The 26,945-nt window shown below is 44.0% G+C and carries 29 protein-coding genes and 1 pseudogene; 9 read left to right on the top strand and 21 right to left on the bottom strand.

The window, feature by feature from the left end; all coding sequences use genetic code 11:
- Positions 1-26 precede the first annotated feature (26 nt).
- The 3 genes from IG609_RS06945 to IG609_RS06935 all read right to left on the bottom strand — a co-directional run bounded on the left by IG609_RS06945 (position 27) and on the right by IG609_RS06935 (position 1,921).
- A complete protein-coding gene (locus tag IG609_RS06945; RefSeq protein WP_193397947.1) occupies positions 27-704 on the bottom strand; it encodes a BTB/POZ domain-containing protein in 678 nt (225 codons plus the stop codon).
- A gap of 162 nt (positions 705-866) precedes the next feature.
- Positions 867-1,067, bottom strand: a complete 201-nt coding sequence (locus IG609_RS06940; RefSeq protein ID WP_193397948.1) for an FUSC family membrane protein — start codon at positions 1,065-1,067, stop codon at positions 867-869.
- Between the two features lie 89 nt (positions 1,068-1,156).
- On the bottom strand, positions 1,157-1,921 hold the full coding sequence (locus IG609_RS06935) for a hypothetical protein (RefSeq protein WP_193397954.1): 765 nt from the start codon (positions 1,919-1,921) through the stop codon (positions 1,157-1,159).
- A 1,279-nt stretch (positions 1,922-3,200) separates the two neighbouring features.
- Here IG609_RS06935 and IG609_RS06930 point away from each other — a divergent pair.
- On the top strand, positions 3,201-3,905 hold the full coding sequence (locus tag IG609_RS06930; protein ID WP_193397949.1) for a hypothetical protein: 705 nt from the start codon (positions 3,201-3,203) through the stop codon (positions 3,903-3,905).
- Positions 3,906-4,006: 101 nt separating this feature from the next.
- Positions 4,007-4,488 (top strand): annotated as a pseudogene (locus IG609_RS06925) (DUF4756 family protein).
- Positions 4,489-4,679: 191 nt separating this feature from the next.
- Here the strand turns inward: IG609_RS06925 and IG609_RS06920 are convergent.
- The 3 genes from IG609_RS06920 to IG609_RS06910 all read right to left on the bottom strand — a co-directional run bounded on the left by IG609_RS06920 (position 4,680) and on the right by IG609_RS06910 (position 6,955).
- The gene (locus IG609_RS06920) at positions 4,680-5,492 is read right to left on the bottom strand and encodes an HAD-IIB family hydrolase (RefSeq protein ID WP_193397950.1); all 813 of its coding nucleotides are present in this window, start codon (positions 5,490-5,492) and stop codon (positions 4,680-4,682) included.
- A gap of 187 nt (positions 5,493-5,679) precedes the next feature.
- Positions 5,680-6,377, bottom strand: a protein-coding gene (locus IG609_RS06915) for an IS1 family transposase (RefSeq protein ID WP_250116829.1) whose coding sequence is annotated in 2 segments (ribosomal slippage) — positions 5,680-6,128 and positions 6,128-6,377 — 699 coding nt in all. Because the reading frame shifts where the segments join, the coding sequence is not laid out codon by codon here.
- 365 nt (positions 6,378-6,742) lie between these two features.
- Positions 6,743-6,955 carry a hypothetical protein gene (locus tag IG609_RS06910; RefSeq protein ID WP_193398459.1) on the bottom strand — a complete coding sequence of 71 codons (213 nt, stop codon included), beginning with the start codon at positions 6,953-6,955 and terminating at the stop codon, positions 6,743-6,745.
- Between the two features lie 194 nt (positions 6,956-7,149).
- Here IG609_RS06910 and IG609_RS06905 point away from each other — a divergent pair, with 194 nt between their 5' ends.
- The 4 genes from IG609_RS06905 (at position 7,150) to IG609_RS06890 (ending at position 10,000) form a co-directional block, all read left to right on the top strand.
- The gene (locus tag IG609_RS06905) at positions 7,150-7,884 is read left to right on the top strand and encodes a helix-turn-helix domain-containing protein (protein ID WP_193398460.1); all 735 of its coding nucleotides are present in this window, start codon (positions 7,150-7,152) and stop codon (positions 7,882-7,884) included.
- Positions 7,885-7,909: 25 nt separating this feature from the next.
- A complete protein-coding gene (locus IG609_RS06900; RefSeq protein ID WP_226374185.1) occupies positions 7,910-8,437 on the top strand; it encodes a hypothetical protein in 528 nt (175 codons plus the stop codon).
- A 418-nt stretch (positions 8,438-8,855) separates the two neighbouring features.
- A complete protein-coding gene (locus IG609_RS06895; RefSeq protein ID WP_193398461.1) occupies positions 8,856-9,335 on the top strand; it encodes a DUF4756 family protein in 480 nt (159 codons plus the stop codon).
- A 218-nt stretch (positions 9,336-9,553) separates the two neighbouring features.
- Positions 9,554-10,000: a hypothetical protein gene (locus IG609_RS06890; RefSeq protein ID WP_193398462.1), complete on the top strand. Its 447-nt coding sequence runs from the start codon at positions 9,554-9,556 to the stop codon at positions 9,998-10,000.
- A 407-nt stretch (positions 10,001-10,407) separates the two neighbouring features.
- On the opposite strand, the gene IG609_RS06885 is transcribed toward IG609_RS06890, so the two are convergent.
- The 15 genes from IG609_RS06885 to IG609_RS06815 all read right to left on the bottom strand — a co-directional run bounded on the left by IG609_RS06885 (position 10,408) and on the right by IG609_RS06815 (position 22,716).
- The gene (locus IG609_RS06885) at positions 10,408-11,109 is read right to left on the bottom strand and encodes an ArsR/SmtB family transcription factor (protein ID WP_193398463.1); all 702 of its coding nucleotides are present in this window, start codon (positions 11,107-11,109) and stop codon (positions 10,408-10,410) included.
- Position 11,110: 1 nt separating this feature from the next.
- Positions 11,111-11,503 (bottom strand): amino acid-binding protein, encoded by a 393-nt coding sequence (locus IG609_RS06880; RefSeq protein ID WP_193398464.1) that lies wholly within the window; start codon positions 11,501-11,503, stop codon positions 11,111-11,113.
- Positions 11,496-11,819 carry an antibiotic biosynthesis monooxygenase family protein gene (locus IG609_RS06875; RefSeq protein WP_193398465.1) on the bottom strand — a complete coding sequence of 108 codons (324 nt, stop codon included), beginning with the start codon at positions 11,817-11,819 and terminating at the stop codon, positions 11,496-11,498. The genes IG609_RS06880 and IG609_RS06875 overlap by 8 nt, the downstream gene beginning before the upstream one ends.
- 118 nt (positions 11,820-11,937) lie before the next feature.
- Positions 11,938-12,180, bottom strand: coding sequence for an H-NS family histone-like protein (locus IG609_RS06870; protein WP_193398562.1), 243 nt, complete (start codon positions 12,178-12,180; stop codon positions 11,938-11,940).
- Between the two features lie 68 nt (positions 12,181-12,248).
- Positions 12,249-12,599, bottom strand: a complete 351-nt coding sequence (locus IG609_RS06865) for a hypothetical protein (protein WP_193398466.1) — start codon at positions 12,597-12,599, stop codon at positions 12,249-12,251.
- Between the two features lie 39 nt (positions 12,600-12,638).
- Positions 12,639-12,944 carry a hypothetical protein gene (locus IG609_RS06860; protein ID WP_404825834.1) on the bottom strand — a complete coding sequence of 102 codons (306 nt, stop codon included), beginning with the start codon at positions 12,942-12,944 and terminating at the stop codon, positions 12,639-12,641.
- A gap of 52 nt (positions 12,945-12,996) precedes the next feature.
- Positions 12,997-13,293: a hypothetical protein gene (locus IG609_RS06855; RefSeq protein WP_193398467.1), complete on the bottom strand. Its 297-nt coding sequence runs from the start codon at positions 13,291-13,293 to the stop codon at positions 12,997-12,999.
- Between the two features lie 79 nt (positions 13,294-13,372).
- Positions 13,373-13,687, bottom strand: a complete 315-nt coding sequence (locus IG609_RS06850; protein WP_193398468.1) for a hypothetical protein — start codon at positions 13,685-13,687, stop codon at positions 13,373-13,375.
- A gap of 32 nt (positions 13,688-13,719) precedes the next feature.
- Positions 13,720-13,938, bottom strand: coding sequence for a helix-turn-helix transcriptional regulator (locus IG609_RS06845; protein ID WP_193398469.1), 219 nt, complete (start codon positions 13,936-13,938; stop codon positions 13,720-13,722).
- 149 nt (positions 13,939-14,087) lie between these two features.
- Complete coding sequence (locus IG609_RS06840) at positions 14,088-14,963, bottom strand: DUF6387 family protein (RefSeq protein ID WP_193398470.1); 876 nt, start codon at positions 14,961-14,963, stop codon at positions 14,088-14,090.
- Positions 14,964-15,131: 168 nt separating this feature from the next.
- On the bottom strand, positions 15,132-15,587 hold the full coding sequence (locus IG609_RS06835) for a hypothetical protein (RefSeq protein WP_193398471.1): 456 nt from the start codon (positions 15,585-15,587) through the stop codon (positions 15,132-15,134).
- 923 nt (positions 15,588-16,510) lie between these two features.
- Positions 16,511-17,713, bottom strand: a complete 1,203-nt coding sequence (locus IG609_RS06830; RefSeq protein WP_193398472.1) for a multidrug effflux MFS transporter — start codon at positions 17,711-17,713, stop codon at positions 16,511-16,513.
- 116 nt (positions 17,714-17,829) lie between these two features.
- Positions 17,830-20,919 (bottom strand): efflux RND transporter permease subunit, encoded by a 3,090-nt coding sequence (locus IG609_RS06825; RefSeq protein ID WP_193398473.1) that lies wholly within the window; start codon positions 20,917-20,919, stop codon positions 17,830-17,832.
- Entirely contained in the window at positions 20,916-22,025 is a 1,110-nt protein-coding gene (locus tag IG609_RS06820; RefSeq protein WP_193398474.1) for an efflux RND transporter periplasmic adaptor subunit, read from the bottom strand. Before IG609_RS06820 ends, IG609_RS06825 begins: the two co-directional genes overlap by 4 nt.
- A gap of 76 nt (positions 22,026-22,101) precedes the next feature.
- The gene (locus tag IG609_RS06815; RefSeq protein ID WP_193398475.1) at positions 22,102-22,716 is read right to left on the bottom strand and encodes a TetR/AcrR family transcriptional regulator; all 615 of its coding nucleotides are present in this window, start codon (positions 22,714-22,716) and stop codon (positions 22,102-22,104) included.
- Between the two features lie 87 nt (positions 22,717-22,803).
- Between IG609_RS06815 and IG609_RS06810 the strand changes: the two genes are divergently transcribed.
- The 3 genes from IG609_RS06810 to IG609_RS06800 all read left to right on the top strand — a co-directional run bounded on the left by IG609_RS06810 (position 22,804) and on the right by IG609_RS06800 (position 26,932).
- Positions 22,804-24,306 (top strand): efflux transporter outer membrane subunit, encoded by a 1,503-nt coding sequence (locus IG609_RS06810; RefSeq protein ID WP_193398476.1) that lies wholly within the window; start codon positions 22,804-22,806, stop codon positions 24,304-24,306.
- Positions 24,307-24,374: 68 nt separating this feature from the next.
- Entirely contained in the window at positions 24,375-25,160 is a 786-nt protein-coding gene (locus tag IG609_RS06805; protein WP_193398477.1) for an SDR family NAD(P)-dependent oxidoreductase, read from the top strand.
- 272 nt (positions 25,161-25,432) lie between these two features.
- Complete coding sequence (locus IG609_RS06800) at positions 25,433-26,932, top strand: SulP family inorganic anion transporter (protein WP_193398478.1); 1,500 nt, start codon at positions 25,433-25,435, stop codon at positions 26,930-26,932.
- The last annotated feature ends 13 nt before the right edge of the window (positions 26,933-26,945 follow it).

Here is a 26,945-nt window from a genome sequence, read left to right as displayed (position 1 = left end):
AGATTGTTAAATAACTGCTATCGATGTTAATGAAATACCACCGCAATCTTAATCCTATCAACAGCTTCAGACAATGCCTCATAGAGATCGCCCTCCATCTCATGCTCGAACTCACCGTTTCTGAACATTACCACATAGCCATCGGTCAGATCTCGGATGTGCGCAAGGTTTATCGGCTCTATAGCTATTCTGATGTCTGTACCTTTGTATTCCGCTACTGGATAGCCCATGTCGGTGTGAAGCACGATACCGCCAGAAGCTTCCAGTTCGGATAAGAAGATATCTTCTGTTATGGCTTCACGCAGATCTTGTAGGCCAAGTGCATTCATCAATGCGGGTTCATCTGAGGTATTGGCTTTCACCCTGCTACAGTAATAGTAATCATCCAGAACACTAACAGGTGTGTTGGGATGCTGACTGTTGTAAGTTTTGATTTCTGACATCAGTGATCTTATTGTTTCTTCGCTGACTTGACTGAGTTCAGAAATCAATCTCCCATACACATTTACCATTCGTTCCTTATCACAATCATTTTCTGATTCAGACAGGAAGAAAGAATCGTAATCTTTAACATAGATATTATTCCCGTTTTCAAGGATAAGTTTTATTCCGTGTTCGTTCTCTTCAACATCTTTAACAACACAAGTCAGAAATGGTATTTTCTCATTAGTATTAAATAGAGTTATGATTTTAATATTAGTCATTTTTTATTTTCCTTTTGTTTTATTTTTAATACCATATTTATTTTAGGAAAATCAAATTTAACTCTTGCTTAATAATTTTTTACTCTTTCTACCTTTTATGAAAATAAATCATCCGACGGTTCTATAGTCTTAATATCGAGTATAGCTCAAGTAAGTATCAGATCATCTATGGCACTCTGGGAGTTCACCAGTACGACCACTACGCAGAAAATTGCTAACCTCTTTGCCTGTCAAGTGCTCTCTGCTTTTCTGATAATCAGTATAAGAGCTGATGGCTTGCTCTTTAAGTCGCTGAGCTACTGTGTATTTGGAAATTTCTTTTTCCTTCTTGTTCATAGAACTATGATTGTTGCTATTTGTCATTATACGTTCTCCTGTTCATCCACATGGGTATTTCCATGTTTCTCGCTGATACACTCATTGAGCATTATCTTCGTAAAAGAATCTTCTCCCTAAATATTATCCCAATCCAATGGTTCTTCTGGCGGTAAAAGAGTTGCTTCTTCAGTAGCAGCACACCAAGCCATTTTTGTACCAGCCATTGTTCCTTGGGATTTTTTAGCCTGTAATCTTGAGATTAAAAAATCTATGTCTTCTTGGTTATTAACCTCTTGTATCACTGCCTCAATTTCTCTGTCTTTATCTTCGGTTTTTCTGTTGCTGCTACCATGACTGACCACGCTTTCGGGTTGTTCTTCCATTGCTTCTTTCTTTTTTATAATCTCTGAAACAAAACGAGCACGATCACCATTGAAAACAATAGCAGGGTTTATGAAATACCAGTTTTTCTCATTGGTTTTAGCAATAATACGTTTTTCGATGAGTTCTTTTATCCCTCTGTAAAAGATTGATTCAGACAAGACAAAATGATCTATCTTTTCCGCAAGCGACATCGCTTTTTTACAACTCAGATAAAAGTGATCTTTTCCTATCGCATCCTGATATATACGTAAAAAAATGAAAAACACTTTGTACGCTGTTTTCGTGAGATCAAAGTATGCTTTTATCTGAGATGTATAAATTTTAATAAACTCTTCTTTATCGACCTCTTGCGTATGTACGATATTGGCGAAGTAGCTTTTACTGGTATCTTTTCTTTCAATAAGTTCCGTTCCTCGTGAAACAGTCAGATTTTTCTTTCTCGTCTCAATCGTTAGCTCAGTCTTAAAACAAAAAGGATTTAAGCCTAAATCCAAGTCAACATCTATTTCATTCATCATGTTATTCCCTCTTATTTTTTTTATAATAAATTAAATACCATGCACAAAAAAGATATCAAGTTTTTTTGCATATTTTTTTGCGAAAATATTTTAAAAATCGCAACTATTCCAGTGACGATAATTTAAAGCACTGTCGTTTTTAAGCTATAAAATGACATAGAAACTGACTGCAAAGTCAGGAAATATCACCGTGCAGTCAGGAATACTGACTATAGAGTCAGGAACACTGACTGTACGGTCAGTCGTGTATTTTCGTCATAAGTCTTATACCACAAGGGCTACAAGCCGATTTTTACTTAATTTAATTTTGCAAGAAGTAAGAGATAATACTTAAGAGGATTAAAAGAAACCGGGCGATTTTCATGATCGCCACATGGGGTTTAAGCATTTAGCAATGATTGACTATTCTTAAGTAAAAAATATAATTTTCATTGCGAAGCTTTCCTTTTTATTTGCACTAACATCTTTTTTTTGAAAATCACTTCCCTCTATGAGCTAACGCTCATGTGCTATCGAAAACGATGAATCTGTTTTCATGAGCACGGCTACGCCCTGACTCTGACATTAATATATTTTATCTTGAAATGGTATTTTTAATATTTGATAGTAAAGACGAAAAAGATCTGTTTTAGATCGTTTTATCGTCAAGTTATAAATTTGATCCTATGTTCGAACATAGCATTACCACGATAACATATAGCATTTGCTCTTAAACGTATAGGAAAACTATATTTAAAGAAGCAGCACTTAGTGATTGTCCCAAACAATCACATTGCTGAAACAGGGTTAATCCCTGTTAGTGATGGATTTATCCATAAAGAATTGCGGCGATAGCCGCTCATAAAATAAAGGAAAAACACATTGCAGCATTTCTAAATACCAGCAGCATTTCGTGATTGTATAAAACAATCACTTACTGGTCATAACATAGAGTAAAAACAAGACAGAAATTAGATGGTGCATTTTAGTCGGCACAATTCACGTTAAGGTTATTAAACATATTACAGTATTAAAGAGTCGTAACTCATTATATTTAAAAGAAATTTAACGATAAAAGTTTCCTGTACGGAAATTTAAGTTTCCCATGAGGAAATCGAAGTTTCCTGTACGGCAACTAAAGTTTCTTCTGTGGAAACTTTTCACTAATCTAACATATCCAGAAAAGTGAACGCAATTTCGCAAAAGTGTATTATTTTTCCTTTTTTCACATTTATTTTTGACAAGATTACACTCTGTGTTGTATATAAAAAACATTATAATAATAAAAGGAATGGTTATGAGCATTGATTACAACAAAATAATGAACTCAAGCAGTGAAGAAGTAGAAAACTATATCAACAGAAATCACTTCACAGATAAACAAAAGCTAGAGATTTACAGTTTTTATAACAGAAATAAAAAAGACAAAATAACTGTTAATGTAAGGAAAGAGCATAGTTCTGATATACAACCGGGAATAGCCTATGCTCACGCTTTTTTAGATAATCTGGAAAAGCTCGGAAAGAATATGTCTGGCGCAGAGTACACAATAATGATCCGATTATGTAAGCTCATGCAGCATGGTAATCTTATAGCCAGTATATCTCAATCAGCCCTCGCTGAAGAACTGAACATGAGTAAATCAAATGTATGCAAATGCTGGAAAAAACTTATCAATAAAGGCATCCTTATCCTAGATGGTAAACACACATTAATAAATGCAAATCTCTTTCTGAAAGGCCAATACAGGACGCTTAATGGAACACGCAAGGAATATGTAAAAAAATCGCTCAGAACTACCAGTGAAGGCGTAGAGAACGTTTTTTCTACCGTATATAAAGAGTCCATACTTGTAAATAATAAGGATAAAGAAGAAACAACAAAGGGAGATGAAACACCATTACTTTCTGCACCTGATGATGATATAGATTGGGACTCAGTTTCAGGAGATAATATGTTTGATGATTATCATGAATACATCAATGAAGATGAAAATATATAATCTATTCATCCGTACATTGTATTATTTTCACCTCTCTATATTTGACACTTTCACTCTATCCCTTAATATATATTATGACGTATATAATTAAAGGTGATATTATGAGAAAAACAAAACTAGATAACAGATATTTATTAGCATATTTTAATACGACAGAAGAATTAAAAAACAGATCCCAATGGATGAATATCGAAAAGAGTATTTCAAACTGCATGAAGATGACGCTGTGCCACAATATAAACTAAAAGAATATTACTCAGCCCATACGGAACTACGCAGGTTGGATAGAAAGAGAAAATATCTTTTAGATTCTTTTATTGAAGAACTTAATCCTATAAGTTTCTCAACAGCTAACACATCTGCAAAATCATCAGGGAATTTTGATAAGTTTTATGAACGTAGGCTTTATGGGAAAGCAATTGTAGAAAAAAGTGATGAAGAAATTGTATCCCTAATTATAAAACAGCGCACAGAGGCTGCACTTGAGTTTCAACGTTCTGTTGAGCAGAGTCTTGAACAGACTTCCAGTATTTCATCAGATTTTATAACGTCAGATAAAAAACGCATGAAAATGGCTGTTTAAATGAAGACGATAACAACCATATTGGTGACTCTACCAATATGGTATGGTTTCCATCTGTATAGCTGTATTAGCCCGTTTTGTTCTGCCTGTATTAGAATACGAAAAAACCTGACAGTCCCCATAGAACAAAGCACAGTCCTTCTACTATATTCACAACACAATAGTGAAAGAGTAATATTAAATTAAATGTTTCAATTATGATCTTTAAAAAAACTAATTATATTCTCCTCTTTAGCATTGATAATCCTTATCGCGCCATCCACAAACCCTTTCCCACCCGGAAATTTGCTAATCCAGCTAGGCAAAGCAGGCATATCCTTTAATATATTATTGATAGAGTTCATTCCTAAACTTTTTTTGTAAAACTTGAACATTGGTGCATCATTGAGTGAATCACCACTGTAGTAAACTGATTCTTGCTCATCTGACTCTTCAAGAGCATAAAATCGGTTCAATATCCTTCGACTCATAAGCAGTTTGTCATACTGCCCCAACCAGCCCAACACCCATAAATTATTAATAGTGTAACTGCACCCATATTTCTTTAATTCATCAACAAGCAGTTGTATTTTTTCAGGAACGCTCGGTAGTTTGAATGCGATACTAGTAAGGCGAAAATCCTGATCATCAGATACCTCTAACCATGGCTGCTGATGATGAATCAGTCTCTGGATTTTTCTAAGCTGTTGTCGATTATTTAAAAACTCATCTTCATGCCAATAATACCTATCAACATCATGGTTTCTGGTATTACGAATAAGAAACAAACCACCATTTTCGGCTATAACACCATCAACAGGCCACATTCTGGCCATTTGATCAGCCCACCCGGCGGAGGCAGCCGTAACTGGAATAACTTTGATACCCGCATCCTGTAACCTCTCAAGACTTTCATAGGTCCGAGCCTGCAACCTTCCCTGATAAGTCAGAGTCTCATCCATATCGGTTAAAACAAAACGTATATCTCGTAACTCTTCATTCTTAACATTATCAATTAATATCATAATCCCTCCATTTTGGTGAGAATAATTCATCGTTAAAAAAAACGCTAATATTTAATTGGAATTTAATATTCTTTTTTACTTTGAATTTTAAATTTACCCTCTGTTGATTAATGCACTTCAATGCTTACAAATTACACTTCTGACATTGTGATATATTTTTGGTCACGTATTCAATATGTAGATCAGGTCATTGCAGATAATGTTCACGCTCGATGAATGTGCCGATTATCTTGTCATGCATTTCCACTGATTTTGAGTACCCGATAGTTTTACGATTCAGTCGTTTTAACCGGTTGCGAAGATTCAGATTTTCACGTTCAATCCGCTGCGTGTAAAGCTTGCCAGTTATATGCTTTTTATCCGGCAACATCTCATAAGCACTGAAGTTATCCGTACACCAGAAAGCTATGCTGAAGCCTGAAAGCAATCCCAGTAATTTGCGCAACGTCTTTTTGTTCCGACGCCCAACAGCATGAGCAACAATACGTTTGAGACGAGGCTCCCATGCATACCACAACCAGCGTTGTTGCTTGTTGTTGCCAACAAACGACCACATTTCATCAACTTCGCAGATAAGCTGAATCTGGAGATTGTCCAGCGGAAGCGTGGTTACACATCGCGGCGCGAGTTTTTTAAGGTGCGTACAACGGCATTAATACTGATATGCAGCGCGCGTGCGGTATCGCGGATACCGGCATTGTTCATGGCAAGGTCAACAATTTTCTCTTTCATACCCTGCTGACAGGCACGATATTCATACTCAAGCTGAAAACTTCGACAACAGGTCTGACAGCGGAAGCGCTGATGACCGGTGCTTCCCAGTCCATGTTTTTTAACTGGGTCTGTTTGCTCACAAAATGGGCATTTTACCTCAACCGTTGCCATCAGGCTCTTCTTCTAAATATTTAGGAAAACAGATTAACATTCTACCTGACGATCACCGAGTTGAATACGTGACCCCAGATTTACCCTATACTTAATTAAAACTTCATATTGAAAAAACAGATCCTTTTTATGAGCTTTCGCTCATGGCTTCGCTCTTTGTCAGTATATTAGCTAGAAATTCATCAAGACTATAGCATTTGCTCTTAAACGCATAGGAAAACTATATTCAAAGAAGCAGCACTTAGTGATTGTCCAAAACAATCACATTGCTGGAACAGGGCTTGCCCCTGTTAATGATGGATTTATCCATAGAGAATTGCGGCGATAGCCGTCAATAAAATAAAAGGAAAACAATTACACTATTCCTAATACATCAGCAGCGCTTCGTGATTGTATGAAACAATCACTTCGCTGAAAATAAACCAAAAGAAAACCACATATTCCCACGTAAAACACCCTGCACATAAGGAAAAAGGAAAACTGGACTCTCTTAACTTCTTACTAATTATTTGATTATAAGCACTGTCCCAGCCCAATAAAATCAAGGCTTCACAACTTTTTTTGCTATGTTCGAACATAGCAAACTCCTATGTGCGCACATAGATCCGTCCTATGTTCGAACATAGCAAGATCTATGTTTGAACATAGGTTTTTTAACATATAACAATAGCATAATAATAAAAGTCCTATTTTATTTATAGTTTAACTATTGACTTTTATTTTTCTGCATAGTAATAAATAACATATAATAAAAACTATAAGAGAGAATAATATGAATACTAATGACACTGAACTACTTCGCTTATTTGAAACATTAACCACGGAACAAAAGATTGATATCGCAAGACACTTACTGCAAAACAAGGATATAAAATCGACTACAGTTATTGCAACAAAAGAAGATAAATCGATCTCATTTGCACAGCCTTATGTTTTTGCCTTCACTTCCAACTTTCGTGTTTTTTCTGATTTGGATATATCTAAGAATGAATTCCGTGTCTTGACTTATATCTTAGAATATATGGAGTTCGGAAACCTCATCAATCTGTCGCAATCATCACTCTGCAAGGCACTGAATATTGCATCCGGCAATATGTCCAACATATTCAAAAAGCTCAAACAGAAAGGTATTCTCGTTGAACATCATGGGCATCTGTATATTAACTCGAACATTTTCGCCAAAGGTCTAAGCCATCAACTTGATGAAAAGCGTAAAGAGCATTTAAGCAATGCCAGAAGTCTTCATGCTGAGCTTGAAAAATATCCAGAAAGCTATACTGATTACTCAAAGCAAGAAAGACGAAGCCTAGCTTTAGAAACAGAAACGAAAGAGATCTATACTGATGCTTTTATTTTTAGTAAGAAGAAAAATAATAATGCTGTTCCTAATGCTAAAAACAGTATCAAGATCGATAAGCCCCGAAAGGTATACAAACGAACGAAAGAAAATGAAGCGGCAAGAAAAGACTTGGCTGATGCCACAAACCATTTGAAAGCAGTATCATGATAAAAATAACAATAAGGAAAAAAAAATGAAAAAACTCCCCGGTTCACTTGAAATCAAACTTCATGAAAAACTATCCAAAAACGATATTCTGAATATCTTGGCTGAACAAATGACTATGCTTGAGGAAACATTTGGTATTCAAGAGTTCAAACTCTATTCTTACCTTGAGTGTTATCGTGAAAATAAAAAACAGGCTTTATACCACCAAGATCACAATATCGTTGTAGGAGCATTTAATTTAAGAAGTCAGGAAAACTTAGAGAATACAGCCAAATTAATTTCAAAAGAGGGTAATAACCGTGTCATTTCTTTTGAAAAAAAGCTTGATGTAGATAAAATATCAACCACAGTTGACAACATTCAGACGAATAATCCTTACCGATATTGGTCAAACAATATTAAGGTTATTCCAGCTTCACAGGTAAGTAGCATCATTCAAAATGAACAAAATCGCCAACAGGCAGAGAAAGAGAGGCTAGATCTCATCGAGAAACAATATAATAAGGAAGAACAACTCCGTAGATTTAAAAGGTTTTACCACCCAAAAAATTAAATAAAGTGACCTATCTGAAAAATTATTGGCTCAACCTATAACCATCTAATAGATTATACTACAACATAAAAATATTTTTATCGAAGAGACCTATTAGATAAATATTGCGATGTTAGGTTGATTTACTATTCAATAAAAACCTTGATGGGGAATTCGGGAAAATTGAGTTTTATACTGGTAGTGATGAGTTTATTTCAGATCAGTATAAAACCCCTCAGCTTGTTTTAAATAATAATTTCATTTTGGCATTATAATAGATTGAATCAAGGTTAATATATAAAGCAATCAGTCTTAGGCGTTTTTATACCAACTAATATAAAACGAAAGTAATTCCCCTTATTTAATTTACTGCTGAATTTGACAGTTTCTTTATATACCTTAACATATAAATATAACACATATTATTAACGAGGTATTTATGAGAAATGTAAAATTGGATAACAGTGATATATTAACCTATTTTGAAACTGTAGAAAAACTAAAACAACAACCATCAATGGATGAATATCTAGAAGGCTATCGTAAAGTACGTGAAGAATATCCTTTTGGAACACAAGTAGATAAATACAGGTCTGCTTATAATGAGCTACGCAGACTGGATAAGAAGAGACAATCACTGATAGATAATTTTGTCATTGAACTCAACCCTATAAGCAGCTCAACGGCAAGAACAGCCGCCAAATCATCCGGTAATCTTGATATCATGCATGAGCGAATGATCTACCAGAGAGCTATTTCAGAAAAAACAGACGCTGAGATTGTTGCTCTGGTAATAAAACAGCGCACAGAGGCTGCACTTGAGTTTCAACGTTCTGTTGAGCAGAGTCTTGAACAGCTTTCCAGTATTTCATCAGATTTTGGAGCATCGAATAAAGCACGTAGAAAAATGGCTGTTTAAATGAATATAGAAAGACCATATTGGTGAAGGCACCAATATGGTATGGGTTTTCAATGGCTGATACTGTCTTAAGTTTAAATAAATTTCAAATATAATAGCATAAGTTTATGTTTCTTTATCTACATAATATCATTATCTATTTTTGAAAAAAATACCCCAACACATAGATAATAGCACCCTATGTGTTATATCTGTAAACACACATAGGAATATATATTATGAAATACAAATTAAAAATAGAAACCGAATGGCCTAATATAGCCAAGAAACGTGGTGGATTTACTTATGTAGATTTATTTGATTGGAGCCTTACACCAAAGGTACGTGAGCACTTCTTTCTCGATAATGGCGTAGTCTATGAGCATAGAATAATGTGCCCTATGTTATCTCTACATCCTGATAAAAAATTATTTAGAGTAGAAACCATAGATCCAAATACGTTTATATTAGATACTCATTGTGAATGGCCTGTTGGTATTTCAGCAGAATCAGGTTTTGTTGCTAAAGAAAGATATAATACTGGTGATTGTGTTTATCTTTATCTGCATAATGATCGTCAAGTAACACCTTCTCATTTAGAAATAAATGCAATGAGAAAGTGTTACAAAGAGCTATATGATGATGTCGAATCCCACCCTCTTCTTACCATCGAGGTAATACGTTAGATTGTTAAGTCACGATTGAATTTATGACAGTCCCTATCTGCAACACTTTTATCCGTATATTCAATTACTGGCTTACGTAAATTATTAGTCCCATTATGATAAAGGTAGTAATACGTAATACCATCTCTTACGACTGCCTTTACCTCAAATTGAGGGTGTGAAGATTTGATTTTACCTGCACTTGAGCTTCCAACTCTCACACTTTCCCCTATGAATGCCATGGATATAAGATGATTATATTATAATAAAAATTTTGATGTTAATAGATTACTTAATAAATTTAACTAACAGTAGTGTAAGCAGGGCTTTCTACCATTATTATTCTATGAGAGCCAACCGCAGATGATGTTTAATGAAATCCGCCTTAAGAGCACTGTAGCGATGTGTATCGTTTTCACTTTCATAAATTACGTATACAGCCCGAATAATTTTTTAAACGCCCGTTTCCCACTGGCAGTAATAGTTACTTCTCTGAACCCCAGTATTCTGGTTAACCACCCTTTTTGCTCACAATGTGCAAAAAAGGCAGCACCAGCCTCACCACCAAGATGAAATCGCCGTTCACTCCAGTCAAGACAGCCACAGCACGTTTTACGTCGTGTTTTTGGCTTGGACATAATACCTAACTCTCGGAACTGTTCTTGTCCTGATGGCGTCATTGACGCGCCATCTGACGTAACCCAACCTTCAGCAACCATAAAATCATAGATATGAACCGCGATCTCACCTGCTAAATGGTCATAACACGTCCGGGCAGCCCGTAATGAGGAAGGTGTGCTGATTTTAGCTGATGATGTTGAGCGCCATGATACACCCATCAGATTTTCAATCAGCCCGGCAATGTCTGTTCCGGCCAGACGGTAATAACGATGACGCCCCTGCGAAAGACAAGTAATCAGCCCATCACTGACCAACCGTGACAGATGTGCACTGGCAGTTGACGCCGCGATATCAGCGACCACACTTAACTCTGTCGCTGTCCATGCACGTCCATCCATCAATGCGCAGAGCATTTTTATGCGGGACGGATCAGACATGGCAGCAGCTAAGGCCGCCATTGAATGTTCCAGTTCATCACCGCTATCTGTTGAATTAGCGTGTTTTAACATGTTACTCAGGCACGACAGCCCATTTCTCCGTTGCTTTACTGGCAAGACTATCATTATCAGTCACAAGGATCAGCTGGTTTGCATGGTCGCTATATTGGCACAGGATATTAACCCCCTTCTCAGCCAGCATTGCCGCTATCTCTCCCAGCTCACCGGGGCGCTCTTGCTTAAGTTTTCGGATCAGTGGCCTGCGTACGCTTTCAACCTGAAATCCTGCGTTTTCCAGCACGGCTTTGGCAGCATCCCCCTTCTCAACAAGAAAATGCGCATGTGCTTTGTCTGCAACAGTAAATACGCCACCACCTTCAAGGCCAATACCGTTTTGACCTAATACTGTCCCCAATGCCGCCAGTTCGCCCGGCGCATTATTTAAAACAACATGGATGTCATACATCGGCCTGACCTCGGGTTTCTGATGAATAGTCTCTGAGCACAGGGGCAATACGGATGCGATAAAAAGAGAAGATAGATTGACGTCCTTCTGCCTGAGCCGCTTTATGCAAAACATTTTGTTTCCATAGCAATACGGCGTCTTCATCCCGCCACCAAGACAATGACAGTATCTTTCCCGCTGTTGTCAGACTCTGGAAACGCTCGATAGAAATGAAACCATCAATATCGGCTAATAGCGGTTTCAATTCAGCAGCAAGCTGGAGATAACGCTCTTGCTGTGTGGGAATAACATCTGCTTCAAAAAGCACTGCGATCACATTCCTACCCTCTATATATTAGACACGGGTATGACTGTACCGTTTTCAGTGATGAACACTTCGATGGAGGGCGAAATATGGATGTCGTCAGCAATAGTACCTGTGTCAGTGTCAGGTGTCAGTGATAAAGGTCTTCAGGTGATACACGATCACGCCTCATTTTCTCAAGTAGCTGTTGTAATCTCTTATCCCTCAATTTCTGAGCCTTTTTCTCACCAATCTCCTGATAGTATTCTTCACGGCGCTCCGCAACCACCTTACGGAACTTCTTCAACAGTTGATTCAAGGTTTTTAAATCAGTAGTAGCTGCTTCAGCTTGGATTTTTCTATACATATACATAACGTGGAATTCATCAATCATATTATAACCCTTAGTTTTATCATTCATGTTATTTCCCTCTTTCGAGGGAATAATCATAATGTTTAATATCAAACAACTGTCATTTTCAGCTTCCAGTAAACAGGATCTGGATTTTCATCCTGATTTATATTTCTTGAAACAAGTTCAATGATATGTTCAAGATGCCAATGTAAGATTTCATCCTTCAAATCATTTTTATTGATACCAGATACATCATTTTTAATAGAGTATTTCATTATCTCACGAGTTATCACCACATCATAAATAGCCTCTGAAAGTTTCCCCCAACTCATAATATAGATTGCTGTTTCAGGATCATTTTCATAAATATTATATATCTCATCACAGAATCCTTGTAAGATGTTAGCAACAAGCTCATTTTTTGTTTTATCATGACTATTCAATACAATCTCTTTCATTTTCTCATCCTTACTTTTCAGTTAATAGTCAGTAAAATATTAGTTGTTATAACCGATATTGGTGATGACACAGCCATACTCCAGCCCCAAATCATCTACTAGCTCGTTATTAATAAATCGATTTAACTCATCAAGTATATTCTTGTCATCCATGATTTCTTCTGCTGAATATCCAGTAATAGCAACAAATATTTCAAAACGCTCTTGAATAGTATTCATTACTTCTGGAGTTCCATCATACAACACGCTTACAACTACAGATATTTTATTTGTCATAGAACTTTTTTCGTTGTCTTTTTTACGTAATATCGTAGGTATTTCGTTTTTCTTTATGTTGTTTACCATTTATATTTCCCTCCTATATTTTTGGTTAGCCCCTTTGGGGCAAGATTATTTCTTATTTTCTAAAGGTGTCTAAATACTCAACTAACATGGTAGCGATCTGTTCAAAGTTAACCTGATTAATATCACCACTATTCCCTTCCTGAGCAGTGAATCTTTCAAAGTTGTTCTGGATATGGTCTATCACATGGATAATAAATGGACTCATAAAATCCGGGTCATCCAAATAATCATTGGCGTCACCATCACCATTAACTTCCATAAACATATTCCAGCTTACGGAAAACGATCTGCATGCAAGGTCATAGAACAGTTCGGTTGATTTATTAATACCCATCGTATTTTTAGACATATTTATATCCTCATAGTTAAATGCTTATTTAATTCATTGTGTTTTTTATTAACCCCTTTCGGGGCCGAATACGCTGTTGTTAGCTCATGCCAAAAAGTAATGCATTTATATGGACACTTTTCATTTCCAATATAACTTTATCCATATCAACATAAATCAGTCTTTCTCTTTTACCCGCTTCTTCCATATGTCCATCAAAACGCTTAGCAAGATGATCTTTAACATGTGAAAGATATGATTCCGTTCTATTATTATCTAACATAATAGATGCAACTAACTCATGATCTCCTTGCTCTTTATATATCAGCATTCCAGCCACATAAAGATACTTTGTCATGTCATAAAATGTTTTTGTGGATAACTCTTTGATGCTTTCCATTTCTTGATTATTCATGTTATTTCCTCTTATTGTTATTTAAATGTTTGTTATTCAGATGCAGGACGTGAATCAGAAATGATTTTCTCAATCCATGAATCAATCTCACTTTCTATAAAAGCAATAGACCTTAATCCTGTTTTAACCTGTGAAGGAAAACGTCCAGCTTTAATAAGCGTATAAATCCATGTCTTTCCAAATCCTGTTCTTCTAATCACTTCTGGTAAACGAATAAGACGTTGTTTTTTGTTTGCTACGATTTGAACCATATTTATCTCCTGTGCACTTGATGGAAATAATTGTATGGATAATGCTTGTAAAAAACGAGGTTGGTTCACCAGCCCTGAACAGAGGGGAAGTTCAGGACCAGTGAATTTAGGGGATTTTTACGAGGGGTGAATGCCGGGGACGTTCAGGCTTAGCGACTTTCCCTTGTTTTCTTCTTAGGTTCAGGTTTGTCATTCATAGTGATGACTTCAATAATATTCGAACTTTTTACATGCATGTTTTTTATGAAAAAATCATTTAACGACTTGAAATAATTATCATTGTTTAAGAAGTCATAGGCTAGAGGGTAATCAGTGTCTTTGATTTGCTCGCTCCCTCTGGCATACCGCATATCTGGGTGCAAGATACCCGCCAATACCGGATACGGGATTTTCTGATTGTTGAGTTGTTCCCAACCAATGAGATCCATTAGGGGAATGATTTTGTAATCGAGTATCTTCTGGAAGGTTTTATGACCAAAGCGGAAATCTTTTTCCGGTGGCTTGAGCGCTTTCAGGTGCTTCTGCCATTGAGTGATAAGCACTTTTAGGTGTTCTGCCAGATCATCACTGCTGGCTTCATCCAGATCAATTTCAATCAGCATCTTATTGGAAGGATTCAACCCGCCCTGTTTCAGGTATTCAGATATGTATTCCGAACTCACTGAAACATCATCTTTAGCAACATTGTTTTCCAGACGATACATTGCCCGACCATAGTTAAAGAGCGAAGTCCTTGTCATTGGCCTGACAGCATAACTGTGTGCCAGCATATGACTGTCAGAGACCCATTTAGTCTCATGTATAACCTTACCAGAACGGATTTGGGCATCATGGTATACCGCTAGCATACGATTCTCTTCGCCTGCTGTTTCCCATTGCTGTCTTGCTTTATAAGCAAAAATCCGTCTTTCCAACTCAGCATAAATTTGTTCTAAGGTTAAATTTTTCAGCACATCATAGCGGCTTATGTCAAACCACTCGTTCAGTGCTTCGACAATCTCCGCTTTAGGCATCTTTTTTGTCATTGTTTTCTCTATAAATGTTGGCTTTGATTTGTGATAAAGCTATCTCATTCAACAGGATAGAGAAAGTGAAAAAAGATGTCAGGTAGCCTATAATGGATACGTTGATTCATTGAAATCATTAATTGATGCCTAGTCTCAGATCTTCATTATCAATTGACCGGGATAGCCTCAAGTCCTATCTTGATCAGGTTCATTAAAACCTGTATGACAATCTGTACCATTATTCTTTTTTATTTTCCCCACAATCAGGTCTTTGATGGAAACACCATCATCTTTTGCTCGATGATATAATACATAATACGTCTCCTCATCAATCCTGATGACGAAAGTGCGTTTTATGATCCTGTCGTAAACGTATGCGCCTGATAAAATAAATAAGAAAGTAAGAGAAGTGATTAATAACGCACCCGTTCCTTTATCAAGATAGATAGACAGGAGAATACCCGCAGGAGCAAGGAATAACGTAATATGAATCGCTAGGAAAAAAACTGCAAATCCAAGCCCACTATTCTTGAACTCATTTTTCGTTTTTATCATTACAGCTATAGATACAAGGAAAAAAGGGATCAGAATTAACCCGACTCCCATATATTTTAGATAATCCAACACAGTTAGATCGAGCATTAGCTGTTCCTGACAGGAGCTAGAAAACATTGAAAACAGAAGTGAAGCACTATAAAGGGGGAGTCAAAGTATGTCCATGAAGCCCCTGTGAACAATTCAGAATTCTGCTACTTGCTCAAAACAGCTTGTCACATGCATGTGGGTGTCTCAGGTCTTGCTGAAACTGATCAACTGGATGCATATTCTCACGCATAGTGAATCCGGCTTCAACCTGTATCAGATCCAATCAAGGAAAAATGTTAAAAATGGAGTTTTCATTCAATAATGATCTGTTTTTAAAGCATAAAGTCATAATAACACTGACAATATGATGCTGAATATCAAACCTTGAACAAACAGCAGAAGACAACAAGTTATGACAACAACCAATTGTTTTTAATTGACATTTTATGTGAGTGGATTAAACAATGATGGTAAAAATGCTGGTAAAAAATCAGATTATTTTTTAAAACCCAATAAAAACAGGAGTTACAAATGAAGTTCGAGTCCAGTCAGAGGAGCCAAATTTAGAAAATCCCGCTTAAGGAAACTTAAGCGGGATTTTTGTTTTTATCATTTGATTCAATACGTTCACATGCAAAAATATTTCTGGTGTACGTTCCGTTTTCCCTCCGCATCGGGAGAATGTGGTGGTCAGATTTGGGGTCAAGCTGGTTCGATGACGGAGTGACCCCAAAAATCCCTTAGCAACTGTCTCGTCACAACGCGAAAATCCGCAGTATCAAATCTTCTGATAACCCCCCTAACACTATCCGACTCACACGGCCTATATCTTTATAAATCACAGCTCAATAGACCTTCTGTAGCCGTTGAGGCTGGAATGAATACCTGATATTCATCAGGCAGTTTTGAATGAAAAAACCTCATCAAACACCAGACAAGGTTAACAAAAATGTGACAGCGCTTACCTTTACACGCCACGGTTAGGTGGAGCTAAATAGTGAGCCACTGAGAAACAATATCAGTGCTATCAGACAGGCCGTCACCTGTATACCGCCCAACGTGGTGACAGCGGGAAACGTCAGTACCGATCCCAGCCAGGTTGTTATTGCCGCCATTCCCATCGTCAAAAACCCAAGCAGTGCGGATGCCAAACCCGCTTCTTTCCCGAAAGGCCCCATCGTAATGGCCGTTCCCAGTGGATTGGCTAAGCCCATTCCCCAGAGGAAGACGATCATCGACAAGGTATACCCACTGAGACTTGGGGCTTCCGGCCCAAGCAGGAGCAAACTCCCACCCGCTAACGCGGTAGCGAGCCCCACCGACGCCACGCTTCTCGGACCATAGCGACGCGCCAGTCGCGGCGCAGCCATTCCCGCCCCGAAGACAACAAACACGGTGGAGGCGAAATAGAGTCCGGCCTGGAATGACGATAGGCCAATCCCCTCCATCAGAATCGCAGGTGCAGCACCGAAAGAGGCAAACAGGCCGCTCATCAACAGACTCATCGACAGTGCCGGAAGGATAAATTTCCCATCCACAACCAGCTTGCCGTACGCCACGATGACGCTCGAAAGGGAGTTCGGTGCGCGACGCTCAGCGGGATGCGTTTCCCCCAGCCCGTGCGCATAGAAGACGGCGATGACAAAGGCGGCCAGCCCCACCAGGATAAAGATCGCGCGCCAGCCCAATGTCGTCGTCAGCACGCTTCCCACCAGCGGTGAGAAGCCAGGGGCCGCCGCTGTCGCGATCATCGTCAGCGATAGCGCCCGCGCCAGCGTTTCACCGTCAAACAGATCGCGTGCAATTGCTCGGGCTAACACTGCCGCAGCACAGATGCCCAGCGCCTGAATCACTCTTCCAACGATCAGCGTTTCAAATGAACCGGCTAAGCCACCGACTACCGTACCCACGATGAATAGCGAGAGTCCGCCCAATACCAATTTCTTGCGTCCGTAACGATCCGATAATGGGCCGACAACCAATTGAGCCAGCGCGAACGTGATGAAAAAACTGGACAGCGTCAGACCGAGTTCACGGGGGGATGCCCCAAGCTGCTCTCCGATATCGGGGAAAGCCGGAAGAATAATGTTTGTAGACAAGATGCTAATCGCCGAAAGGCCAGCCAATAACGCGACAATTTTTCCGGTCAATCGCGGGCTTTCGAAGGAATGCGTTTTCGCCATAATGACAGTGCTCATGGTGATTTTAATGACAATGACGACGTGGAAAACTGTGCCACGCAGCAGACTGGATAACGCTCGCCACCCTGTGTGACGAGCGTTTTCATATGAATGACGGCTTACACCGCGGCGGGTTTATCGACGTGCTTCTCATTCTCTGGACGTATCTTGAACCAGATAGCGTACATCGCAGGCAAAAACACCAGCGTGATGATGGTGCCGCCAAACGTACCGCCAATCAGCGTGTATGCCAGCGTGCCCCAGAAAATAGAATGAGTGAGCGGGATGAACGCCAAAATGGCGGCCAGCGCGGTCAGCAACACAGGTCGGGCTCGCTGCACCGTCGCCTCCACCACCGCATCGAATGGTGAGAGTCCTTCCTGCTCGTTGTGATGGATCTGCCCGATAAGGATCAAAGTATTACGCATCAGGATGCCGGATAGCGCAATCAACCCCACAAGCGCATTAATGCCAAACGGCTGGTTGAAGAGCAGCAGCGTTGGCACCACGCCAATCAACCCCAGCGGTGAAGTGAGAAACACCATCACCATTGCCGACATTGACCGCACCTGTAGGATGATGATCAGTAGCGTGATCGCAATCATGATAGGAAACAGCGGTGCCATCGCCTGAGTGGCTTTTCCTGACTCTTCAATCGGGCCAGCCTGTTCAATACGGTATCCGGCCGGAAGTGTATCGATGATGGGCTGTAGCTGTTTCAAGATCGCCATAGAGACATCAGGCGGCTGCAGGTTTTCGGCGATATCACCCCGTACGGTAATGACTGGTGTGCGATCGCGGCGGCGCAGGATAGGATCTTCCATCTTCACGCCGACCTCCCCTATCTGTGATAGAGGAATACGCTGACCGGCAGCCCCCACGAGCGTGAAGCCCGCTATTTTGGCTGGATCAAGCCGGATATCCCCAGCAGCACGCCCCATAACCTGTACTGCGCGGATGTCTTCACGCACCGACGTGATCGGAACCCCCGAGAGCAGGAACTGAAGTTGCTGAGCAACCGCATTCGATGTCAATCCCACCGCCTGCAAACGATCCTGATCGAGCGTAAAATGCAGCGTCGGCACCTGCGGGCCCCAATCGGCATTGACGGTCCTCATCATCGGGTTTGTCAGCATCGCCGCTTCCACCTTGCCGGCAATCTCACGCAGCGTGGTCGAATCCGGCCCCATAACACGGTAGGCCACCGGATACGGTGAATATGGGCCAAACACCAGTTGAGTCACTCGGAGACGCGCCTCGGGTGCCAGGCCATTGGCCACCGCTTCACGAAGCCGAAACTTGAGCGCCTCGCGCGCCTCTTGGCTGTCCGTCCGCACAACAATTTTTGCAAACGACGGATCGGGCAGTTCAGGTGCCATAGCCAGAAAAAAGCGCGGTGAACCTTGCCCAATGTAAGACGTCACAATCTTTGCTTCTTCCTGCTTCTGCAACCAGCCCTCAACCTTCGCCGTTGCCGCGCTGGTCTGCTCAATGGAAGTCCCATAGGGCATCTGTACTTCTACCAGTACCTCAGGACGATCGGAAGTCGGAAAGAATTGTTTCTTAACCAGCGCCATACCTAAGATCGCTACGGTAAAGGCAGCCACCACGGTACCTGCCACGATCCATTTCCGCGCAATAACACGCGCCAGTAAATAGCGAAATCGATTGTAATAGCGGGTGTTGTAGATGGCGGCGTGTCCCCCCTCTACGGTTTTGATTTCCGGCAGCATTTTTACGCCCAAATAAGGCGTGAAGACCACCGCAACGACCCAAGAGGCAATCAGGGCAATGCCGACGATCCAGAACATGTTGCTGGTGTACTCACCGGCGGTGGACTGCGCGAAACCGTTAGGCATAAAACCCACAGCGGTGACCAGCGTACCGGCCAGCATCGGGGCAGCCGTGTGGCTCCAGGCATAGGCGGAGGCTTTAACACGGCTATAGCCCTCCTCCATTTTCACCACCATCATTTCGATGGCGATAATGGCATCATCGACCAGCAAACCCAGCGCCAGAATGAGAGAACCCAACGTAATTCGGTCAAAGTTTTTACCGGACGCTTCCATCACCACAAAAACGATAGCCAGCGTCAACGGCACCGCAGCGGCAACGACAACCCCCACGCGCCAGCCCATGCTGATAAAGCAAACAACCAGCACAACAAGCAACGCGACGAAGAATTTGATCATGAATTCGTCAACAGACGAGCTGATATTCACCGACTGATCGGTAACTTTTGTCAACGTCATGCCAAGCGGCATGCCTTCATTGATTTTGGCCGTCTCCGCATCCAGTGCCTTCCCCAAATCCAGGCCATTCCATCCTTCACGCATCACAATGCCCAGCAACAGTGCCGGTTCCCCCTGATTGCGAACCAGAAAGGTCGCAGGGTCTTCATAGCCACGTTCAACGGTTGCTACATCTGAAAGCTGTAACGTCCTACCCTGTACAACAATCGGCGTTTTACGGATCTTGTCCAACTTATCAAAAGCGCCATCCAGACGAATAAAGACCTGCGGGCCGCTCGTATTAATCGAGCCGGCAGGCGTCAGCACGTTCTGGCTATTCAGCGCTGAGAAAATGTCCTGAGGAGCAATACCCAGCGTCGCCAGCCGGTCGTGCGAGAACGACACAAAAATACGTTCCGCCTGTTCCCCGATGATATTGACCTTCTTCACGCCCGGCACATGCAAGAGACGCTGACGCAGCGATTCGGCATCACGGACCAGCAAACGCTGCGGCTCGCCTTTCGCCTTCAGCGCAAAGAGCGCAAACGTCACATCCGAGAATTCGTCGTTAACCATCGGCCCAATCACGCCTGCCGGCAGGTTCCTGGCTTCATCGCCGAGCTTTTTACGCGCTTGATAGAACTCCTCCTGTACCTGTGAAGGCGGCGTACTATCGAGCAGTGACAGCATAGTAAAAGCAAGTCCAGGACGCGTGTAAGTCTCACTGCGGTCATACCACTTGAGCTCCTGCATGCGCTTTTCTAGCGGTTCAGCCACCTGATCCTGCATTTCCTGAGCGGTCGCCCCCGGCCAGACAGAAACAATGGTCATCTGCTTGACCGTAAACGGTGGATCTTCCGCCCGCCCCAGTTCAAAGAACGAGAGAATGCCCGCAACGGTAATCAGGATAATAAGAAACAGCGTAATGGAGCGCTCACGGACAGCAAGCGCCGAAAGATTGAATCTTCCCTCGCTCATGGCTGGCTCCCGACGACGCTGGCATCGCGCTGTTCAATCACTCGGACCGCCTCGCCGTCATGCAGCAAATGCGTTCCCAAGGCAACAACCTGCTCTCCCGGTTTGAGATTTCCTGTCACCTTTGCCCTATCGTCGCTAAGGCCAGACATCTGAACGGGTTGCCATGATACTTTGGCGGGATCGCCTGAAATACGCCAGACACCCGGCCCTTTCCCCGGATCATAGATTGCCGCTAAAGGCACCTGTAGCATCTGGCGTGATACGTCATCTTGCGCAATATGGAGCGTAACAGTGGATCCGAGCGGTGCACTCGCCAGCTCACCGTCAAGCACATACCTCGCTTCGAAGGTACGCGTCAACGGATCGGCCGCATCGGAGAGCAACCGCAGTTTCGCTGGAACACGCTGTTCTCCGGCGCCATAGCGCATTGCCTGCGCTTCGCTTCCAACCGCAGGGCGTAACGTTTCGGGCAGTTGTACGATGGCTTCCCGCTGCCCCGCACGCGCCAGCCGAACAACAGGCTGCCCTGCACTCACCACTTGACCGGGTTCAGCCAGCGTATCCATGACAACACCGTCGGCATCGGCCAGCAGCACGGCATAGCCTGTCGCGTTTTTCGCTACATCAGCCTGAGCCTGCGCGGCGCTCAGTTCCGCTTTCGCCGTCTCGGCAGCCGCCTTTATTTGATCGTAAGCCGAAGCGGATACCGCACCTGCGGTAACCAGACCGCGATAGCGAGCTTCGTCATCGGTCGCCTGTCTGGCACGGGCTCGCGCAGCAGTAACGGCCTGCTGCTGGGCTTGGGCCTGTAAACTGAGATCGATAGGGTCCAGACGCATCAAAGGCTGGCCACGTTTCACGGTCTGGCCGGTATCAACCAGACGTTCAAGGATTTTGCCTTGCACCCGAAAACCCAAGTCGCTTTGAATTCGTGCGACAACCACACCGGTGAAGGCGCGAGAGGCATCAACGGCGCTCACCACGGTAGCCGCTCTCACCAGCGGTGGCTGATTGCGTGGATCGTCGATGTCGGAAGCGTCGCCGCACGCCACCAAGGCGAGAGGCAACAAGCAAACAGCAAGAGTGGTAGAGTTGAACCGAAGCATAGGTTCCCTTATCAAATTAACAGGACAGAAACCGTATTCTCCAGATAGTGACCAATATTGTCAATGGTCACTAGTTTTAAGGTGCTAAACTACGCAATATTAATGACGGGAGTAACACCGCAGCGGACGCTGACGAATCTAGGTTGTATTGCAGTTGAATAGGGCAAGCATAAGGGCGCATAACCAGATAGATGGCATCTGCCGCCTCATCCAACGGCGTCTTGCGCTCAAATTCCCCAGACTGTCGTCCCTCAAGAAGAATGTGCTGAACGAGTTGACGTAGTTTTTCTTCATAAGCAACGGCTGAAGGCCACCGGTCGCGCGAGGACACCGCGGCGATCTCATAAAGCTTGCGATCGTGAAAAAATAAATCGCTACCCGCTTCTATCACGGCTTTATACAAGCGTCTCAGTTTTTCCGAAGCGGTTGGCGCATCGACAACCGACGCGTTAACAACATCCATAATCATTGCCAGTCGGTTAGCACAAATACTCTCCCCGATCGCCTGTTTGGAATCAAAAAATTTGTAGATGTAGGCCTTAGAAAAGCCAATCGCCTTGGCCAGATCGGACACGGTGGTCTTCTCATATCCAAAGTGTCCGAAGTGCTCAGTTGCCGCTTCCACAATCTGATCTCGAACGCTATGGTCGGACGGCCCGCGCGAGGACTGTGTATTCATATGTTTAGTCATTTCTCCAGCTTAGCTCACCGAGCGTTGATTGACAACATGTGACCAATATGTAATATGGTCACAACCTTTTTGACTCAAGGAATTCCTATGTTATCCCTCCGTACCCTTTCCTTGGTGGTGAGCGCGAGCTTAATGGCAGGTTGCGCCGTTGGGCCGGATTATCACCGTCCGGACGCGCCACTCGCGGATCGTTATCAGGCGCAATCCGCCACACAACGATCTTCCGCGCAGCCATCTGTCGCAAAATCGTCTTTCGCAGAACAAAACGACGCAGCTCAGGCAGCCAACCTTGCGGTCTGGTGGGAAAGCTTTAATGATCCCTTACTGAGCCAGTTAGTTTCAAGGGCACTCGCACAGAATCTTGATTTAGCTCAGGCGTCCGCACGGATGAGTCAGGCTCGTGCCGGGCTTGGCGCAGCAACGGCGGCGCTGCTGCCCTCGGGTAACATCAGCGGACAAGGCACTCGTGCCTACCAGTCAATTGAAACGCCACAAGGTCAGCTACTCAACTCGGTTCCTGGCTATAATCGCTACGGCAATGCCTATGAAGCCGATCTCAACGCCAGTTGGGAGCTTGATGTATTCGGTGGCTTGAGACGCGGCCGTCAGGCGGCACTGGCTGACTATCAGGCTTCCGAGGCAGGCGTCGCGGCCACTCGTCTGGCCGTCGCCGCTCAGACTGCCGATATCTATATCACCCTGCGCGGATTACAAACGCGTCTGGCGATCGCCAACAGTCAGGTCAAGACACAGCAAGAACTGCTGGATAAGGTACAACTACTCAACAGTAAAGGACTGGCTCCCGAGTATCAGGTACGCCAGACAGAAGGGGCATTGGCACAGGTTCAGGCCTCCGTGCCGGTTCTCCAGACCGGGATCGATGCCGTGATGAACGCATTGGACGTTATGCTCGGCACGCCTCCCGGCACGCATCGGGCCCAGTTGTCCACCTCACAGGCCATTCCACAGCCTCCGGCGCTCGTAGCAACGGGGACACCCGCCGATCTGCTGCGCCGCAGACCCGATATTATCGTGGCAGAACGCCATCTCGCGGCGTCCAACGCACGCATCGGGGTAGCCATCAGCGAGTACTATCCTAAATTCTCGCTCAGCGCCTTGCTCGGTAGCGCAACGTCAGTGTCGAGCGGCAATCTGTTCTCCAGCGGTGCCAACCAATCAGCGGGCGTATTAGGGCTGCGCTGGCGACTTTTCGACTTCGGCCGCATTAACGCCCAGATCGATCAAGCGAAGGGACAGGAAGCCGAAGCGCTGGCGGCTTACCGCCTATCGGTACTCCGTGCGACCGAAGACGTTGAGAACGCCTTCTCGGCCTTGGTCAATCACGAAATGCAGGCCGCAACGTTAACCGCTGGTGAGACCGCGTTAGCCAGCGCGCGGCAGTCGTCTTTCATCGCCTACCAGAAAGGAACAAGCAGCCTGATTGACGTTCTCCACGCCGATGAAACCCTGCTACAAACCTCTGATGCCCGGGCTCAGGCTCAAACCGAATCGGCACGCGCAGCCGTCTCCACATTCAAGGCGCTCGGTGGTGGCTGGCAGCCGCCAGAAACCACAGTGAAAACGCAATAAGGTATTCACCCAATACGGCCACAAACTGGCACCTGTACAATTGAAACTACACAACTGGAGTTATTAACATGACAGTAAAAAACAATACATGGGTGCTTATCACGGGGGCTTCAAGCGGGTTTGGCGAGGAATTCGCAAGGCAATATGCGGCACAAGGAAAGTCGCTCATCCTAGTGGCGCGTCGGCTCAATAAGCTTGAAATACTCGCGGCGGAATTACGCAAAGACTTCAACGTCGACGTAATAGTCGAACAAGTAGACCTTTCCGTGATTACCGCAATCAGCGATCTACACAGCCGACTAAAAGAACAAAATATTGTGGTTGATATATTAATCAATAACGCAGGCCACGGTTTGCAGGGCAGCTTTTTAGATCAATCACAGGGTGAGATGCTGGATATGATCAATCTGGATATCGCCAGTTTGACCGCGATAACCCGACTCTTTGCACAAGATATGCGCGTCAGGCGCAAAGGACATATTTTGATGGTCGCCAGCCTATTGGCGTATCAGGGCGTAAAACATTTTGCCGTTTACTCAGCAGCTAAAGCGTATGTGCTCCGGTTTTCCGATGCGCTGCATTGTGAGCTTAAAAACGATGGTATCACTGTCACTGCACTGTGCCCGGGCATGTCTGACACCGGTTTTGCTACGGCAGCCAAACAGAAACTCACCCCGGCGCTAAAAGGTGTGATGATGCAGCCTAAACCTGTTGTTCAGGCTGGCATCCGTGCTCTTCATGCTGGGCGAATGAGCGTTGTTCCAGGTATGGGAAATAAGGCGATTACATTTCTGATTTGGGCCACCCCGCGCTGGTTACATCAGGCCATCATGGCTCGCGTGATGGGCGTATAAAACGCTGTCTGAGAGATATTGTCGATAGAGAGTACAGACATAGCCTCGTAGAGTTTATGGAACATCCCCTACCGTGACATTCGCGAACAGTGACTGAATACGATGGAGATAGAACGGACGGATAAGGCGAAAACCGTATCCGCCCCTTCGTTTCCCTGTTGGCTTTTCCTTGCCTGCCGATGACGGACAGTATCTTTTATACTGCTGATAATTTATCCTCTCCCGCCTTTCGTCATCGACCGATAAATAAGAAAAAGTAAGAGCCTGCACCTATGATCTCATCACCCGACGCCACGCCGACGTCAGCGCCCTCTGCCACGTCAACGCTTGCTGTATTACGCTCGCCCTCGCTGCTGATGCGCGAGGTTTTGGCGGGCACCATCACCGCACTGGCGCTTATCCCAGAGGTGATTTCCTTTTCCATCATTGCGGGGGTTGATCCCAAAGTCAGCCTGTTCTCCTCCATCGTGTTGTGTTTCACCATGTCTTTTCTCGGTGGCAGACCGGCGATGGTGACGGCGGCGGCGGGTGCCGTGGCGCTGGTTATTGGCCCGATGGTTCACGCACACGGCGTAGCCTATATTCTGCCTGCGGTGATCATGGCAGGGATCGTTCAGATTCTGTTTGGATTGGCAGGACTGGCGAGGATGATGCGCTATATCCCCCGTTCGGTAATGATCGGTTTCGTCAATGCGCTGGGCATCCTGATTTTTGCCGCGCAGGTGCCGCATATTTACGGGCAATCCTCGCTCGTCTGGCTGCTGTTTGCGCTGACGCTCGCGATTGTTCTGCTGCTGCCTTATGTGGTGAAAAGCATTCCCGCGCCGCTGGTTGCCATTGTGACGGTGACCGCGATTGCCATGTTTATCGGCATCACGGTGCCTAACGTCGGCGATGCTGGCCCCATGCAGCCCGGATTGCCGGGTTTCACCCAGTGGCTGGTGCCGTTCAATCTTGAAACGCTGCACATCATCTGGCCGACCGCGCTGAGTATCGCCTTTGTCGGGCTGATGGAATCGCTGTTAACCGCCAAACTGGTCGACGACATCACGGATACCCCGTCCAGCAAGCGTCGCGAATGCTGGGGGCTGGGCATTTCCAATCTCTTCGCTGGGTTTTATGGCGGCATTGCCGGGTGTGCGATGATCGGGCAGACCGTGGTCAACGTGGAGTTAGGCAAAGCGCGCACGCGCATTTCCACCCTCGCCGCCGCGCTGGTGCTGTTGCTGCTGGTGACCGGGCTGAGCGAAATCATGACGAAGATTCCGATGGTGGTGCTGGCGGGCATTATGATGATCGTCGCGCTGAAAACGATGAACTGGCACAGCCTGCATCCGACGACGCTGAAGCGTATGCCACCGTCGGAAACGCTGGTGGTCATCGTGACGGTTGTCGCGACCGTCTCGACGGGGAATCTCGCTATCGGCGTGGCGGGCGGTGTGATCTTTGCCATCCTGCTGTTTGCCCGCCGCGTGGCGCACGTCATTCACGCAGAGCGTCAGGTGAGCGAAGACGGGCAGTCGGTGCACTACACCGTACGCGGGCCGCTGTTCTTCGGCAGCAGTAACGATCTCTTCGAGCACTTTCTCTATGCGCAAGACCCACAAAACGTCACCATCGATCTGACGCACGCCCAAATCTGGGATGCCTCCAGCGTGGCGGCACTCGACGCGATTGAAACCCGCTATCATCGCTACGATGCGAAGGTCACGATTGTCGGACTGGATACCCATAGCACCAAAATTCACCAGCGCCTGTCCGGGCATCTCTAATCGGCCAGCCCCT

This window comes from Pectobacterium quasiaquaticum (genome assembly GCF_014946775.2).
GTDB lineage: Bacteria > Pseudomonadota > Gammaproteobacteria > Enterobacterales > Enterobacteriaceae > Pectobacterium > Pectobacterium aquaticum.
Note: the sequence above shows the minus strand (reverse complement) of the source record. Positions and strands in the feature narration are given on the sequence as shown.

Excerpts from the sequence above, each read along its gene's own strand:
- IG609_RS06945 (WP_193397947.1), bottom strand. The coding sequence starts at position 704 with ATGACTAATATTAAAATCATAACTCTATTTAATACTAATGAGAAAATA.
- IG609_RS06940 (WP_193397948.1), bottom strand. The coding sequence starts at position 1,067 with ATGACAAATAGCAACAATCATAGTTCTATGAACAAGAAGGAAAAAGAA.
- IG609_RS06935 (WP_193397954.1), bottom strand. The coding sequence starts at position 1,921 with ATGAATGAAATAGATGTTGACTTGGATTTAGGCTTAAATCCTTTTTGT.
- IG609_RS06930 (WP_193397949.1), top strand. The coding sequence starts at position 3,201 with ATGAGCATTGATTACAACAAAATAATGAACTCAAGCAGTGAAGAAGTA.
- IG609_RS06920 (WP_193397950.1), bottom strand. The coding sequence starts at position 5,492 with ATGATATTAATTGATAATGTTAAGAATGAAGAGTTACGAGATATACGT.
- IG609_RS06910 (WP_193398459.1), bottom strand. The coding sequence starts at position 6,955 with ATGTTCGAACATAGCAAAAAAAGTTGTGAAGCCTTGATTTTATTGGGC.
- IG609_RS06905 (WP_193398460.1), top strand. The coding sequence starts at position 7,150 with ATGAATACTAATGACACTGAACTACTTCGCTTATTTGAAACATTAACC.
- IG609_RS06900 (WP_226374185.1), top strand. The coding sequence starts at position 7,910 with ATGAAAAAACTCCCCGGTTCACTTGAAATCAAACTTCATGAAAAACTA.
- IG609_RS06895 (WP_193398461.1), top strand. The coding sequence starts at position 8,856 with ATGAGAAATGTAAAATTGGATAACAGTGATATATTAACCTATTTTGAA.
- IG609_RS06890 (WP_193398462.1), top strand. The coding sequence starts at position 9,554 with ATGAAATACAAATTAAAAATAGAAACCGAATGGCCTAATATAGCCAAG.
- IG609_RS06885 (WP_193398463.1), bottom strand. The coding sequence starts at position 11,109 with ATGTTAAAACACGCTAATTCAACAGATAGCGGTGATGAACTGGAACAT.
- IG609_RS06880 (WP_193398464.1), bottom strand. The coding sequence starts at position 11,503 with ATGTATGACATCCATGTTGTTTTAAATAATGCGCCGGGCGAACTGGCG.
- IG609_RS06870 (WP_193398562.1), bottom strand. The coding sequence starts at position 12,180 with ATGATTGATGAATTCCACGTTATGTATATGTATAGAAAAATCCAAGCT.
- IG609_RS06865 (WP_193398466.1), bottom strand. The coding sequence starts at position 12,599 with ATGAAAGAGATTGTATTGAATAGTCATGATAAAACAAAAAATGAGCTT.
- IG609_RS06860 (WP_404825834.1), bottom strand. The coding sequence starts at position 12,944 with ATGGTAAACAACATAAAGAAAAACGAAATACCTACGATATTACGTAAA.
- IG609_RS06855 (WP_193398467.1), bottom strand. The coding sequence starts at position 13,293 with ATGTCTAAAAATACGATGGGTATTAATAAATCAACCGAACTGTTCTAT.
- IG609_RS06850 (WP_193398468.1), bottom strand. The coding sequence starts at position 13,687 with ATGAATAATCAAGAAATGGAAAGCATCAAAGAGTTATCCACAAAAACA.
- IG609_RS06845 (WP_193398469.1), bottom strand. The coding sequence starts at position 13,938 with ATGGTTCAAATCGTAGCAAACAAAAAACAACGTCTTATTCGTTTACCA.
- IG609_RS06840 (WP_193398470.1), bottom strand. The coding sequence starts at position 14,963 with ATGACAAAAAAGATGCCTAAAGCGGAGATTGTCGAAGCACTGAACGAG.
- IG609_RS06835 (WP_193398471.1), bottom strand. The coding sequence starts at position 15,587 with ATGCTCGATCTAACTGTGTTGGATTATCTAAAATATATGGGAGTCGGG.
- IG609_RS06830 (WP_193398472.1), bottom strand. The coding sequence starts at position 17,713 with ATGGCGAAAACGCATTCCTTCGAAAGCCCGCGATTGACCGGAAAAATT.
- IG609_RS06825 (WP_193398473.1), bottom strand. The coding sequence starts at position 20,919 with ATGAGCGAGGGAAGATTCAATCTTTCGGCGCTTGCTGTCCGTGAGCGC.
- IG609_RS06820 (WP_193398474.1), bottom strand. The coding sequence starts at position 22,025 with ATGCTTCGGTTCAACTCTACCACTCTTGCTGTTTGCTTGTTGCCTCTC.
- IG609_RS06815 (WP_193398475.1), bottom strand. The coding sequence starts at position 22,716 with ATGACTAAACATATGAATACACAGTCCTCGCGCGGGCCGTCCGACCAT.
- IG609_RS06810 (WP_193398476.1), top strand. The coding sequence starts at position 22,804 with ATGTTATCCCTCCGTACCCTTTCCTTGGTGGTGAGCGCGAGCTTAATG.
- IG609_RS06805 (WP_193398477.1), top strand. The coding sequence starts at position 24,375 with ATGACAGTAAAAAACAATACATGGGTGCTTATCACGGGGGCTTCAAGC.
- IG609_RS06800 (WP_193398478.1), top strand. The coding sequence starts at position 25,433 with ATGATCTCATCACCCGACGCCACGCCGACGTCAGCGCCCTCTGCCACG.